The organism is Streptomyces sp. Rer75 (assembly GCF_013414305.1).
Lineage (GTDB): Bacteria > Actinomycetota > Actinomycetes > Streptomycetales > Streptomycetaceae > Streptomyces > Streptomyces himastatinicus.
This window is the reverse complement of sequence record NZ_CP058693.1, coordinates 8,021,549-8,035,468: the sequence shown is the minus strand read 5'-3', so window position 1 is coordinate 8,035,468 and position 13,920 is coordinate 8,021,549. Positions and strand designations below refer to the sequence as shown.

11 protein-coding genes are annotated in these 13,920 nt (G+C 72.1%); 3 read left to right on the top strand and 8 right to left on the bottom strand.

Annotated features, from left to right (window positions below):
• Positions 1-152: 152 nt before the first annotated feature.
• Both HYQ63_RS34550 and HYQ63_RS34545 read left to right on the top strand, forming a co-directional pair.
• Complete coding sequence (locus tag HYQ63_RS34550) at positions 153-2,468, top strand: xyloglucanase (RefSeq protein ID WP_373689173.1); 2,316 nt, start codon at positions 153-155, stop codon at positions 2,466-2,468.
• A 141-nt stretch (positions 2,469-2,609) separates the two neighbouring features.
• Positions 2,610-3,470, top strand: a complete 861-nt coding sequence (locus HYQ63_RS34545) for a 3-hydroxybutyryl-CoA dehydrogenase (RefSeq protein WP_179937682.1) — start codon at positions 2,610-2,612, stop codon at positions 3,468-3,470.
• A 1-nt stretch (position 3,471) separates the two neighbouring features.
• Here the strand turns inward: HYQ63_RS34545 and HYQ63_RS34540 are convergent, their stop codons facing one another.
• The gene (locus tag HYQ63_RS34540) at positions 3,472-4,257 is read right to left on the bottom strand and encodes an MgtC/SapB family protein (RefSeq protein WP_257232325.1); all 786 of its coding nucleotides are present in this window, start codon (positions 4,255-4,257) and stop codon (positions 3,472-3,474) included.
• Positions 4,258-4,502: 245 nt separating this feature from the next.
• Between HYQ63_RS34540 and HYQ63_RS34535 the strand changes: the two genes are divergently transcribed.
• Complete coding sequence (locus HYQ63_RS34535; RefSeq protein WP_179937681.1) at positions 4,503-4,760, top strand: hypothetical protein; 258 nt, start codon at positions 4,503-4,505, stop codon at positions 4,758-4,760.
• A 50-nt stretch (positions 4,761-4,810) separates the two neighbouring features.
• Here HYQ63_RS34535 and HYQ63_RS34530 read toward each other — a convergent pair whose 3' ends face one another.
• The 7 genes from HYQ63_RS34530 to HYQ63_RS34500 all read right to left on the bottom strand — a co-directional run bounded on the left by HYQ63_RS34530 (position 4,811) and on the right by HYQ63_RS34500 (position 13,897).
• A complete protein-coding gene (locus HYQ63_RS34530; protein ID WP_179937680.1) occupies positions 4,811-5,341 on the bottom strand; it encodes an NUDIX hydrolase in 531 nt (176 codons plus the stop codon).
• A gap of 91 nt (positions 5,342-5,432) precedes the next feature.
• Positions 5,433-6,770: a transcriptional regulator gene (locus tag HYQ63_RS34525; protein ID WP_179937679.1), complete on the bottom strand. Its 1,338-nt coding sequence runs from the start codon at positions 6,768-6,770 to the stop codon at positions 5,433-5,435.
• 28 nt (positions 6,771-6,798) lie between these two features.
• On the bottom strand, positions 6,799-7,794 hold the full coding sequence (locus tag HYQ63_RS34520) for a PP2C family protein-serine/threonine phosphatase (protein ID WP_179937678.1): 996 nt from the start codon (positions 7,792-7,794) through the stop codon (positions 6,799-6,801).
• A 226-nt stretch (positions 7,795-8,020) separates the two neighbouring features.
• A complete protein-coding gene (gene pheT / locus HYQ63_RS34515) occupies positions 8,021-10,528 on the bottom strand; it encodes a phenylalanine--tRNA ligase subunit beta (protein ID WP_179937677.1) in 2,508 nt (835 codons plus the stop codon).
• The gene (pheS, locus tag HYQ63_RS34510; RefSeq protein WP_009713823.1) at positions 10,528-11,649 is read right to left on the bottom strand and encodes a phenylalanine--tRNA ligase subunit alpha; all 1,122 of its coding nucleotides are present in this window, start codon (positions 11,647-11,649) and stop codon (positions 10,528-10,530) included. Before pheS ends, pheT begins: the two co-directional genes overlap by 1 nt.
• A 158-nt stretch (positions 11,650-11,807) precedes the next feature.
• The gene (locus tag HYQ63_RS34505; RefSeq protein WP_179937676.1) at positions 11,808-13,022 is read right to left on the bottom strand and encodes an ATP-binding protein; all 1,215 of its coding nucleotides are present in this window, start codon (positions 13,020-13,022) and stop codon (positions 11,808-11,810) included.
• A 41-nt stretch (positions 13,023-13,063) separates the two neighbouring features.
• Positions 13,064-13,897, bottom strand: coding sequence for an RNA methyltransferase (locus tag HYQ63_RS34500; RefSeq protein ID WP_179937675.1), 834 nt, complete (start codon positions 13,895-13,897; stop codon positions 13,064-13,066).
• Between the last annotated feature and the right edge of the window lie 23 nt (positions 13,898-13,920).

The window sequence follows — 13,920 nt, the reverse complement described above, 5'->3', positions numbered from 1 at the left end:
CCGCTGATGATGGGCGCCTTGGGGGCGGGCGGCAATGGGTACCCCTCGACTTCACTCTTCTCGCAGGGCCATCCGGCCGTTAGCATCAAAAGAACGCACGCATGGGAGCGCTCCCAATACACCACACCCCCACGCCCGGAGAGGAAGTTCCCGTGCGCAGCAGAGGCAGGAGAACACCGCTCGGCGCGCTCATGGCCGCGCTGGCACTCGTCGGCGGATTACTGACCGCGGCCGCCGCCCCCGCCGCGGCCCGCCCCGACGACTCCCCCACCCCACAGCACATGGCGGAAAACTACAGCTGGAAGAACGTCCGCATCGACGGCGGCGGTTTCGTCCCCGGCATCGTCTTCAACCGCAAGGAGAAGAACCTCGCCTACGCCCGCACCGACATCGGCGGCGCGTACCGCTGGGACCAGTCCGGCAAGCGGTGGGTGCCGCTGCTGGACTCGGTGGGCTGGGACCGCTGGGGCTGGACCGGCGTGGTCAGTCTGGCCAGCGATCCGGTCGCGCCGGACAAGGTGTACGTGGCGGCCGGTACGTACACCAACAGCTGGGACCCGGGCAACGGCGCGATCCTGCGCTCCTCCGACCGGGGCGCCACCTGGCAGTCGACGGCGCTCCCCTTCAAGCTCGGCGGCAACATGCCGGGGCGCGGCATGGGCGAACGGCTGGCGGTCGACCCGAACAAGAACAGCGTGCTGTACCTCGGCGCGCCCAGCGGCAACGGCCTGTGGCGCTCCACCGACTCCGGGGTCACCTGGTCGAAGGTGACCGCCTTCCCGAACCCCGGCAACTACGTCCAGGACCCGAACGACAGCAGCGGCTACGCGAGCGACAACCAGGGCGTGGTGTGGGTGACGTTCGACGAGCGCACCGGCTCGTCCGGCAGCGCCACGAAGACCCTCTACGTGGGCGTGGCCGACAAGGACAACACGGTCTACCGCTCGACCGACGCGGGCGCCACCTGGTCGCGGGTGGCCGGGCAGCCCACCGGCTACCTCTCCCACAAGGGCGTGCTCGACACGAAGAACGGCTACCTCTACCTCACCACGAGCGACAAGGGCGGCCCCTACGACGGCGGCAAGGGCCAGGTGTGGCGGTACGCCACCGCGACCGGCGAGTGGAAGAACATCAGCCCCACGGCGGACGCCGACACCTCCTTCGGCTACAGCGGGCTCACCGTGGACCGGCAGAAGCCCGGCACCCTCATGGTGACCGGCTACAGCTCCTGGTGGCCGGACACCCAGATCTTCCGCTCCACCGACTCCGGCGCCACCTGGACCCGGGCCTGGGACTACACCAGCTACCCGAACCGCTCCTTCCGCTACACCCAGGACATCTCCTCCGTCCCCTGGCTGACCTTCGGCACCAACCCGACACCGCCCGAGGTCACCCCGAAGCTGGGCTGGATGACCGAGGCGCTGGAGATCGACCCGTTCGACTCCAACCGGATGATGTACGGCACCGGCGCGACGATCTTCGGGACCGAGAACCTGACCGCGTGGGACTCCGGCGGCCAGGCGAAGATCACGCCGATGGTGAAGGGCCTGGAGGAGACGGCCGTCAACGACCTGGCCAGCCCGCCGTCAGGCGCCCCACTGCTGAGCGCGCTCGGCGACCTCGGCGGCTTCCGCCACACCGACCTCGACGCGGTGCCGTCGAAGATCTACACCTCGCCGTCGTTCACCACGGGCACCAGCCTGGACTACGCCGAGAACAGCCCGAACACCGTGGTGCGGGTGGGCAACAACGACTCCGCCCCGCGCATCGCCTTCTCGACCGACAACGGCGCCAACTGGTTCCAGGGCACCGAGCCGCCCGGTGTCACCGGCGGCGGCACGGTGGCCGCGGCGGCGGACGGCAGCGGCTTCGTCTGGAGCCCCGACGGCGCGTCGGCCGTCTACCGCACCACCGGCTTCGGCAACTCCTGGACGGCGTCGAGCGGCATCCCGGCCGGGGCGGTGGTCGAGTCCGACCGCAAGAACCCCAAGAAGTTCTACGGCTACAAGTCCGGCACCTTCTACGTGAGCACCGACGGCGGCGCGGCCTTCACCGCCAAGGCGTCCTCCGGGCTGCCCGCCGAGAGCGTGCGCTTCAAGGCCGTACCGGGCGCGGAGGGCGACATCTGGCTCGCGGGCGGCACCGCGACCGGCGCGTACGGGCTGTGGCACTCCACGGACTCCGGCGCGACCTTCACCAAGCTGCCGGGCGTCCAGCAGGCCGACACCATCGGCTTCGGCAAGGCCGCCCCCGGCGCCTCGTACCAGACGCTCTACACCAGCGCCAAGATCGGCGGGGTGCGCGGCATCTTCCGCTCCACCGACGCCGGGAAGAGCTGGACCCGGATCAACGACGACGCGCACCAGTGGGGCTGGACCGGTGCCACCATCACCGGCGACCCACGGGTCTACGGCCGGGTCTACGTCGGCACGAACGGCCGCGGGATCCTGCGCGGGGACGTGTCGTAACGGGCTCATCAGCACACCGTGAGGACGGACGGGCCGGGGCGGGCCAATGCCGCCCCGGCCCGTCCGCCGCGCCCAACCGGGGGGTAACGTCTGGGTCGACAGGGGGATCACACAGACAGCTAGCTCAGCGAAAGGCACGATGTGACCGACATCGAACGCGTCGGAGTAGTGGGCTGCGGCCAGATGGGAGCGGGCATCGCGGAGGTGTGCGCGCGGTCCGGCCTGGAGGTCATGGTCGCCGAGACCACCGGCGAGGCCCTGGAGATCGGCCGTACCCGCCTGACCACCTCTCTCGACAAGGCCGCCGCCCGCGGCAAGATCACCGAGGAGGAGCGGGACGCGACGCTGGAGCGGCTGAGCTTCACCACCGACCTCGGGGAGTTCGCCGACCGCGACCTGGTCATCGAGGCCGTCCTGGAGAGCGAGCAGATCAAGACGGAGATCTTCCAGGTCCTGGACCAGGTGGTGACCCGCCCGGACGCGATCCTCGCCTCGAACACCTCGTCCATCCCGCTGGTCAAGCTGGCCGTCGCGACCTCCCGCCCGGACCACGTCATCGGCATCCACTTCTTCAACCCGGCCCCGGTGCAGTCGCTGGTCGAGCTGATCCCGGCGCTGACCACCGGCGAGGAGACCATCAAGCGCGCCGAGGCGCTGGTCGAGGGCGTGCTCGGCAAGCACGCGATCCACGCCCTGGACCGGGCCGGGTTCGTCGTCAACGCGCTGCTGATCCCGTACCTGCTGTCCGCCATCCGGATGTTCGCCTCCGGGGTCGCGAACCGCGAGGACATCGACAACGGCATGGAGATGGGCTGCGCCCACCCCATGGGCCCGCTCAAGCTGTCCGACCTGATCGGCCTGGACACCATCGCGGCGATCGCCGACTCGATGTACTCGGAGTACAAGGAGCCGCTGTACGCCGCTCCCCCGCTGCTGCTGCGCATGGTCGACGCGGGGCGGCTGGGCCGCAAGACGGGCTCGGGCTTCTACGAGTACGCCTGATTCACTCCGCGGCGTCCAGTTCCGCGCCCGCGTCGGCGGTGAGTACGCCCTGTAGTTCGGTGATCTGCCCGACCAGGCGCAGGACGTCGCCCCGGCCTTCGAGCGTGATCAGCACCTCGACGACATCCGTCCCGCCGGATCCGGTTTCCTCCCCCTCGGCACGGACGCTCCGGGTCAACCGGTCCCGGCCCTTCCACGGGGCCTGGTTCACCCGCACCCGCAGCACCCGGAAACCGGCGGCCGTGCACAACTCCAGAACGCGGGGCAGCAGTCCGCCGCCGACCCGGTAGGACAGCTGCAACTCCCGCTGCTCGGCCGACAGGATCGCCGGCATATGGCGGGTGACCAGCGGATAGCCGCGCGCCACCAGGAAGTGGACCGCGGTGGCGGCGGTGGCCAGCAACGGCAGGCCGCCGCCGCAGGCCATGCCGACCGCACAGGTCAGCCAGATGGTCGCGGCGGTGGTCAGACCGCGCACGGCATCCCGCCGCACGAAGATCAGGCCGCCGCCGATGAAGCCGATGCCCGAGACCATCTGCGCGGCCACCCGCGAGGGGTCCAGGTCGACGTGTTCGCGGCTCAGCACATCGGCGAAGCCGTACTGGGACACCTGCATGAAGAGCGCGCTGCCCACCCCCACCAGGGTGTGGGTGCGCAGTCCGGCGCTCTTCTGGAGCACGGCCCGTTCGAGCCCGATCAGGGTGGACAGAAACAGTGCGGTACCGAGCGCGGCGAACTGCCGCGCTCCCTGGTCAGCACCGAAGTCCCACATCGGAGCGGCGATCATGCGTCCACTTCCTTCGGTTACCCGGTCCTCCTCCCTCCCATCGGTACCCGCAGGCCGTTGCGCCACTCTGGGGGCCGCACGGCACACGAAGCTGTCGCCGCCCGGTGCACGGCGCTGTTCGCACGGGGTGTGCGCCGGTGACTCACACACAATCCCCACACACTCTCCCGCGCCGCCCCGTTACGCGGTTGACTCGGAGCGTGAACAGTGCAGTACGGACGTACATCCGGAAGGGGACCAAACCCGTGACCACCGAGCCCGAGCAGACCGCGTTAGCCGTGGAGCTCGCGGAACTCCGCCGGAGCGTCGAAGTGGGCTTCGCCCGCGTCGACGGCCGGCTCATCCTGCACGACCACCGTGGAGAGCAGATGGAGGAAGAGCTGAGCCAACTCGCCGGGCGCGTCCGCGTCCTGGAGCACGGGCGCTGGCCGCTGCCCTCCATCGCCGCTCTGACGGGGGTATCCGCACTGGCGCTGGCGGTGTGGCAGGCGGCGGGACGCTAGCCGTTCCCGGCCAAGGGTCCCGTCGCCCGCCGTGCCCCGCGCGGTGAGGATCAGCCCAGGCGGATGTGGTGGAGCAACAGCAGGGCAGCCGCCATGTTCGCCGCGGGCACCTCACCGCGCGCGACCAGGTCGGGCACCACCTTCAGCGGAACCCATTCACGGCGGTCCGACTCGAAGTCGTCCTCCGGGGGGCCGACGTACTCGGCGTCCTCGGCCCAGTAGATGTGGTGCCGGGCGTCGGTGAGCCCGTTGGACGGCTCCACGGAGAGCAGATGGCGCAGCGGGCCGGGCCGCCAGCCGGTCTCCTCCTCCATCTCGCGCGCCGCCGCGCCCTCGATGTCCTCACCGTCCTCGACGACGCCCGCGGCCAGTTCCCAGCCCCAGTTGTCGGTGATGAAACGGTGCCGCCACAGCAGCAGTACTTCGTTGGCCTCGTTCACGACCGTCGCCACGGCCACCGGCCGCAACCGGATCAGATAGTGGTCCAGATGACGGCCGTCGGGGAGTCTGACGTCAGCGAGGTTGACCCGGAACCATCGGTTCTCGTACACGGTCTGCTCCGTGAGATTCTTCCATCGCACTGGTCGGCCACCTTCCGTCGGAGAGATGGCAATCCTCGGCCACCCGCTGACGAGGGCGCGGCCCACATTCGGGCCGCGGTGGCGCCCACGGTCAGAACGGAACGCGCAGGGCCCCGTCGATGAGTTCCGCGGCCTCGGACGTCGCTGCGCACTCGCTGGCGGCCAGGTGCTCGCGTACCGCGCGGAGCCGGTCGCGTAACCGCTGGGACTCCATGCCGCGGGCCCGTTCGGTCATTTCGACCGCCGTGGCACCCGCCCGGTCGGCGTCCCCCTGCCGGAGTTCGATGTGGGTGAGCATGGCGAGCCGGTGCACCCGGCCCCGGTCGTGGGCGGGCGTGCCGACCGCGGCGGTGGCGTGTTCCCGGGCGGCGCCGAGGTCGCCGAGGCTCAACAGCGCCTCCGCGACCTGGATGTTGACCAGGCCCGGCTGCACATAGCCGGTCTCGTCGGGCTCCTGGCCGGGCCGGATCCGCTCGGCGGCGGTCTCGGCGCGCCGGATGCAGGCCAGCGCGCTGTGCCCGTCGCCGAGTCTCGCGTACGACTTGGCCTGCATCGCGTACAGGTCGGCGGCGAGCGCCGGGGTGATCTGGGATCCCGCGGCGCGCAGCGCCGATTCGGCGAACGCGACGGCCTGCCGGTACTCCTTCATGAACAGCGACTGGGTGACGAGCAGCGCTATCACATACGCGCCCAGCCCCCGGTCCCCGCTGGCCTTGGCGAGCCGCAGCGCCTGGTGGAAGTAGCGCTGGGCCAGGCCGTGGGCGTTGGAGTCGTACGCGCAGATCCCGGCGATGGCGACCAGGCCGCCGGTCGCCCGGTGCAGCTGGCGGCCCATGTCGTCGCCGTAGGCGCCGCGCAGCAGGGGCGCGGTCTCGGAGTTGAGGAAGCCCACGACGCGGGCTCTGGTCGCGATGCCGCCGGCCTTGCGGTACATCTGCTCGTAGTGGGCGCGGGCGGCGCGCAGCATATCGAGGTCGGTCAGGGAGACGCGCGTCAGGCCGTGGCGGGAGACGTCCGAGTCCTCGGGCGGGTTCTCCCACTCCCACACCGGGATCACGGCGGGCGTGCCGGTGACCGCGGGGGCTCCTATGACGTGCGGGCGCTGCTGTTCGTCGGAGCGCCACAGCGCGGTGGCGCGCTCGACGAAACCGGACAGCGGGGTGGCGGGGGCGCGCGGGGTGCCGGGGGTGCCGAGGCCGATGTCGTCGAGGGTGAGGGCGCGGTGCAGCCGCTCGCCGAGCACCTCGCAGATGAGGTCCGGCACTTGGCCGCGCGGCCGCTGCCCCTTCAGCCAGCGGGCCACCGCGGTGTGTTCGTACCGCAGCTTCATGCCCCGGGCCCGGCCCGCCTCGTTGATGTGCGCGGCCAGCCCGGCGTGGGAGATTCCGGCCTCGTCGAGTACGGAGTCGAGCAGTGTATTGGGCTCCATGTCGCCCTCCCGGTGGACTCTGCGCCTATTAGCGTAGTGAAGTCCGTTTCACACGGGGTGTGAAGCTCGCGGGCAGCGGACAGCGGTCGTTGCGCAGCGCCACCAGGGCGATGTCGTCGGCGAGCCGGCCGCCGGTGTGGCGCAGCAGAGCCGCCCGCACCGCCGCCACGACCGCCGCGGGGATGATGGGTCCGCTGCCCGCGGCCTCGCCGAGGGCATGGCGCAGCGGAAAGAAGGTGCCGTGCGCGTCGCGCGCGTCCTCGGCGCCGTCGGTGTACAGGACGAGCGCGTCCCCCGGGCGCAGCGCGGTGCAGTGCGCCAAGGGCAGTTCGGCGGGGAGCGGGAACAGGCCGAGCGGCGGCAGGACGTCACCGGGGGTGATCTGCCGGGCCATCGCCGGGCCCACGGCCTGCTCGTAGAGCCGGTACGGCCAGGGGTGGCCGCAGTTGAGCGCGGTCAGCTCGCCGCCGGGGCCGATCTCCAGCAGCAGGACGGTCACGAACTCCTCGCCGTGGTCGTCGTCGAGGTGACGCCGCAGCGCGCGGTCCAGCCGCCGGAGGACACCGGCGAGTTCGGCCTCCTCGTGCGCCGCCTCGCGGAAGCTGCCGAGCACGGCGGCGACGGTGCCGATGGCGGCGAGGCCGTGGCCGCGTACGTCCCCGATGACGGCGCGGACGCCGTGCGCGGTGGCCAGCACCTCGTACAGATCGCCGCCGAGCGCGGCGCCGCGGCTGGCCGACAGAGCGCCGCCCGCCATCTCGATGCCGTCCAGCCGGGACGGCAGCGGCCGCAGCACCACCTCCTGTGCGGCGGCGGCCACTTCGCGGGCCCGCTCCAGCTCGCGGACCAGCCGGGAGCGGCGGCCTCGATACGCGTACGCGAGGACGGGGACGGGGGCGGCCAGCAGCGGGACCAGCAGCGGATGGTGGGGGCAGTACCGCTGCCAGACGACGGCACACAGCAGCCACACAACCGAAAGCGCGAGGCCCAGCCTCCGCCCGCACACCGCCTTGGTCCCGATCATGCGCAGCCCCCCACTCGCAGCCAATGAGGCGGTCGGCGGGGCCCGCGGGGCCAGGCGACCGCAACGATTCTCGCGACAGCGACTGTCAAAAGGACCAGGGGCTTCCGATTCCCACCCGATCGTGTGAACCCGCCCCAGGTTGTGCCCACCGGCCCGCACCCGGCAACGAAACGCCAAGGGGCGCACCCCGGAATCCGGGATGCGCCCCTCGGGCCGTACGTCGGCGTCAGGCGCCGCGCAGGGTGGCGCCGGTGCGTTCCGCGGCTACGGCCACCGCGGCGTCGCGGGCCACCGCGATCTCCTCGGCGGTCAGGGTGCGGTCCGGGGCACGGAAGCGGAGCGCGTACGCCAGGGACTTCTTGCCCTCGCCGAGCTGCTCGCCGGTGAAGACGTCGAACAGGCGGAGCGATTCGAGCAGTTCGCCCGCGCCCTCGCGCAGCGCCTTCTCCACGTCGGCCGCGGCGGCGGAGTCGTCCACCACGAGGGCGACGTCCTGGGTGGCCACCGGGAAGGTGGACACGTGCGGGGACGTCACCACGCCGCCGCCCGCCCGCTCCAGGCGGTCCAGCTCGATCTCCATCGCGCAGGTGCGCTCCGGGAGGCCGAGCGCCTTGGTGACGCGCGGGTGCAGCTCGCCCGCGTTGCCGACGAGGATCTCCTCGCCGTCGACGACGGCGAGCAGCGCGGCGCAGCGGCCCGGGTGCCACGGCTCCTGCTGGTCCTGGCGGACGATCAGCTCGACGCCCGCCTCGCGCGCCACGGTACGGCCCGCCTCGACGGCGTCGGCCCAGCTGACCGGGGTGCCCTTGCCCCACCATCCGGCCTGCTGCCGGTCGCCCGCGAGGACGGTGGCGGCGCGCCGCGGCTGGCTCGGCAGGGCGGCGTCGAGCTGGGCGATCTCCTCGTCCGTCGGCCGGTGGTCGACGGGGAGGCGCACGGCCGGGGGCTCGTCGCCGGTGGCGCGGAAGACCAGCCCGGTTTCGAAGAGCGCGAGGTCGTGCTCACCGCGCCCGGCGTTGCGCCGCAGCGCGGCGAGCAGTCCGGGCAGCAGGGTGGTGCGCAGGGCGGGCTCGGCGTCGGAGAGCGGGTTGACCAGGCGGACCAGGTCGCGCCGCGGATCGTCGGCGGCAAGACCGAACTGGTTCAGCGCCTCCTCGCCGATGAACGGGTAGTTCAGCGCCTCGACGTAACCGGCCCCGGCCAGCGCCCGGCCGACCCGGCGGTGCAGCCGCTGGCGCTCGGTCAGCCCGCGGCCGGAGGGCGGCTGCGGCAGGGTGGAGGGCAGGTTCTCGTAGCCCTCCAGCCGGATGACCTCCTCGGCGAGGTCGTTCGGGTCGCGCAGGTCGGGCCGCCAGCTGGGCACGGTGACGGTGAGGTCGTCCGCGCCGTAGACGTCGCAGCCGATCTGCTGGAGGCGCCGCACCACGGTCTCGCGGCCGTACGCGACACCCGCGACCCTGTCGGGGTGGTCGGCGCGCAGCGTGATGGTGTGCGGGGCGCCGGGCGAGAGGATCTCGGTGACCCCCGCCTCGGCGGTGCCGCCCGCGAGCAGCACCAGCAGGTCGACGGTGCGCTGCGCGGCCGCGGAAGTGGCCTCCGGGTCGACGCCGCGCTCGAACCGCTTGGACGCCTCGGAGGACAGCTTGTGGCGGCGGGCGGTGCGGGCGATCGAGACCGGGGCGAAGTGCGCGGCCTCGATGACGACCTCGGTGGTGCCCGCCGCCTCGGTGACGTCGGCGATCTCGGTCCCGGCGCCGCCCATGACTCCGGCGAGGCCGATCGGCCCGCTGTCGTCGGTGATGACCAGGTCCTCGGCGTCCAGGACGCGCTGGGTGCCGTCGAGGGTGGTGAGCTTCTCGCCCGGCTCGGCACGGCGTACGCCGATCGCGCCGGTCACCCGGGAGCGGTCGTAGGCGTGCAGCGGCTGGCCGATCTCCAGCATCACGTAGTTGGTGATGTCGACGGTGAGCGAGACGGGCCGCACGCCCGCCTTCTGGAGCCGCCGCTGGAGCCAGATCGGCGAGCGCGCCTCGGGGTCGAGCCCGGTGACCGTGCGGGCGGTGAAGCGGTCGCAGCCGACCGGGTCGGCGACCGTGACCGGGTAGCCGTGGCTGTTGGGCGCGGGCACGTCCAGCAGGGCCGGGTCGCGCAGCGGCAGCTCGTAGGCGATGCCGGTCTCACGGGCGATGCCGCGCATCGACAGGCAGTAGCTGCGGTCGGGGGTGACCGCGATGTCGAGGACCTCGTCGACGAGTTGCAGCAGCTCGATCGCGTCGGTGCCGACCTCGTACTCCGGCGGCAGCACGATGATGCCGTCGTGGTCGTCGGACATGCCCAGCTCGCTGGCGGAGCAGATCATGCCCTCGGAGGTCTTGCCGTACGTCTTGCGCGCGGAGATCGCGAAGCCGCCGGGCAGTTCGGCACCGGGCAGCACGACGACGACCTTGTCGCCGACGGCGAAGTTGCGGGCGCCGCAGACGATGTTCTGCTGCTCACCGGTGCCGTTGGCCTGGCCGACGTCCACCTGGCAGTAGCGGATGGGCTTCTTGAACCCCTCCAGCTCCTCGATGGCCAGCACCTGGCCGACCACCAGGGGGCCCTTGAGGCCGGCGCCGAGCTGCTCGACCGTCTCGACCTCCAGGCCGGCGGCGACGAGTTTGGCCTGGACGTCGCGGCCGGTCTCACCGGCCGGCAGGTCGACGTATTCCCGCAGCCACGAAAGCGGGACCCGCATCAGATCTCCATCCCGAAGGGCCGGGTGAAGCGCACGTCACCCTCGACCATGTCTCGCATGTCTTCCACGTTGTGCCGGAACATCAGCATCCGCTCGATGCCGAAGCCGAAGGCGAACCCGCTGTACTTCTCCGGGTCGACGCCGCAGGCGATGAGCACCCGCGGGTTGACCATGCCGCAGCCGCCCAGCTCGATCCAGCCCTCGCTGGAGCAGGTGCGGCACGGGCGGTCCGGGTTGCCGACGGACTCGCCGCGGCACACGTAGCACCGCATGTCCATCTCGGCGGACGGCTCGGTGAACGGGAAGAAGTTCGGCCGCAGCCGCGTGGTCATGCCCTCGCCGAACAGTGCCCGCACCATGTGGTCGAGCGTGCCCTTGAGGTCGGCCATGGTCAGGCCCTCGTCGATGGCCAGCAGCTCGACCTGGCTGAAGACGGGGGTGTGGGTGGCGTCCAGCTCGTCGGTGCGGAAGGTGCGGCCCGGACAGATCACATAGATCGGCGGCTTCCGCTCGATCATCGACCGGATCTGCACCGGCGAGGTGTGGGTACGCAGCACCACCCCGGACGGCTCGTCCTTATCGGCACCCCGGACGAAGAACGTGTCCTGCATCTCCCGGGCGGGGTGGTCCGGCGGAAAGTTGAGCGCGTCGAAGTTGAACCACTCGGCCTCGACCTCCGGGCCCTCGGCCACCTCGTAGCCCATGGCCACGAAGACGTCCTCGATGCGCTCGGAGAGCGTGGTGATCGGGTGGCGGGCACCGGCCGGGGTGCGGTCGTACGGCAGCGTGACGTCCACCGCCTCCTCGACCAGCACCCGGGCGTCGCGCTCCGCCTCCAGCTCCGCCTGCCGGGCCTTCAGGGCCTGGGTGACCTGGCCGCGGGCCTGGCCGACGCGCTTGCCCGCGTCCGCCTTGGCGTGCGGCGGCAGGGCGCCGATCTCGCGGTTGGCGAGGGCGAGCGGCGAGCGGTCGCCGGTGTGGGCGACCTTCACCTCGCGCAGCGCTTCGAGGTCCCCGGCGGCGGCGATGGCGTCCAGCGCCTCGTCCCGCATCCGGGCGATCTCTTCCGGTTTCAGTGCCTCGACCTCGACAGGGTCGTACGACTTATTGGGTGCCGACATCTCTTCCCGTGCTTCCGATTGGCTGGCTGCGCGACCCCGCTCGACGGCTGCGACGCTTGCGTCCACAAAGCGACCACGAAGGGGACGCCGAAGGTGCCAAAGCCCGAGTCTAAGGGGCGCGGGGTGTCTGCTGTTCCGCGGGAAGCCCGTGGGGACGCTCAGGCCAGATAGGCCGGGGTGCCCACGGGCAGCGTAAATCGGAACTCGGCGCCGCCCCCGGCGGCCCGTCCGACGGTGATCGTCCCGCCGTGCGCCTCGACGATGCCCTTGACGATGTAGAGCCCGAGGCCGGTGCCGCCGCGCTTGCTGCCCCGCCAGAAGCGGGTGAAGACGCGGCTCATCGACTCCTCCGGGATACCGGGGCCTTCGTCGCTCACGGTGATGGCGGTCCTTTCGACGACGGGGCCGTCCGCCGCGGGTCGGTGCGGTGCGGGGGCCACCTCGATGGTGACGGTTCCCTCGCCGTGCCGCACCGCATTTTCCAGCAGGTTGCCCAGCACCTGGTCGATCTTGTCCGGGTCGGCCCACAGACCCGGCAGCGGACCCCGCACCTTGATCAGGAACCGTTCGGCGGTCTGCCCGGCCGAGGTGAGCGCCTGCACATGGCGGCGCACGGCGGCCGCGACGTCCACCGGCTGACGGCGCACCTCCAGCCGACCGGAGTCGATCCGGGAGATGTCCAGCAGCTCGGCGATCAGGCGGGTGACGCGGTTCGCGTCGGAGTCGACCGTCTCCAGCATCAGCCGCTTCTGGTCGTCGGTGAACCGCTCCCACTTCGCCAGCAGGGTGGCCGTGAAACCTTTCACGGAGGTCAGCGGGGACCGCAGCTCATGCGCCACGGTCGCGATCAGCTCCGCATGGCTGCGCTCGGTGCGCCGCCGGGCCTCGGTACCGCGCAGCGAAACGACGAGGCGGCGCACGGGTCCGGTCGGCCGCTCACGTACGTAACGGGCCGAGACCAGGACCTCGTGGCCGCCGGGCAACAGCAGATTGCGCTCGGGCTGGCCGACGCGGGTGGCCAGCCCTCCGTACGGATCGGTCAGCGCCCACCAGCGCCGACCGTCCAGGTCCTCTAACGGGAGCGCGCGCTCCAGCCGCTGGCCGATGGCGTCCGCGGGGCGGATGGCGGTGATGCGACCCGCCGCCGCGTTGAAGCAGGTGACCCGGCCCGTCTCGTCGGCCACCACCAGGCCGTCGGGCAGATCGTCCGGGTGCAGGCCGAGCGCGGCCAGCGCCTCGTACGGGTCGTGCGCGCCGCGCTCGCGCCCCGTCCCCGGCTCCCGGCGGTCGTGTCCGCCGGGACCCGGCAGCTTCCGTCCGGGCGCGTGGGCATCGGCCGCAGCCGCCCCGGCGCCGGAGGTCCTGACGTCCATCCCCACACCCCCTCCTGGGCCTCGTGTGGGGGCAAACCCTACTAGGTCCCGGTCACGGAACGGCACCCTGTGGGAGCGCGCTGCGCACGAGCGGAGGCGTAGAGGCACACGGCGGCGGCCGTCGCGAGGTTGAGGCTCTCGGCTCTGCCGTGGATCGGAACGCGCACCACCTCGTCCGCGAGTGCGCGGGTAGCCTCCGGCAGCCCCCACGCCTCGTTGCCGAAGATCCAGGCGGTGGGCGCGCCGAGCACCCCGTCGTCCAGCTCCGCGTCCAGGTCGCGCTCCCCCGCCCCGTCCGCGGCCAGCACCCGCGCCCCGGTCTCCTTCAGCCCGCCGACCGCTTCCTCGACGGGTACGCCGATGGCCACCGGAAGGTGGAAGAGCGAGCCCACGGAGGCCCGTACCGCCTTGGGGTTGTACGGGTCCACGGAGGCGTCCGTGAACACCACCGCATCTGCCCCGGCGGCGTCCGCGCACCGCAGCACGGTCCCGGCGTTGCCCGGGTCGCGGACGTTCGCGAGCACGGCGACCAGCCGGGGGCGGGCCCGCAGGATCTCCTCGAACGGCGAGTCCAGGAAGCGGCACAGGCCCACGATGCCCTGGGGGGTGACCGTGTCGGACATCTCCGCGATCACGTCGTCGGACGCGGTGAGGACCGGGATGCGGGCGGCGCGGGCGGCCTCGACGATGCCGGTGTGCCGGGCCGCGGCCTCGGGCGTCGCGTACACCTCGACCAGGTGCGCGATCGCCTCGCGGACGGCCTGCGGGCCCTCCACGAGGAACCGGCGCTCCTTGCCGCGGAAGCTGCGCTTGGCGAGCCGTCTGGCCGCGGTGACGCGCGGCGATCGCAGGGACGTCAGCTCGGGGGTCGCCATGGGATGCGCCTTCTCGTGTTGCG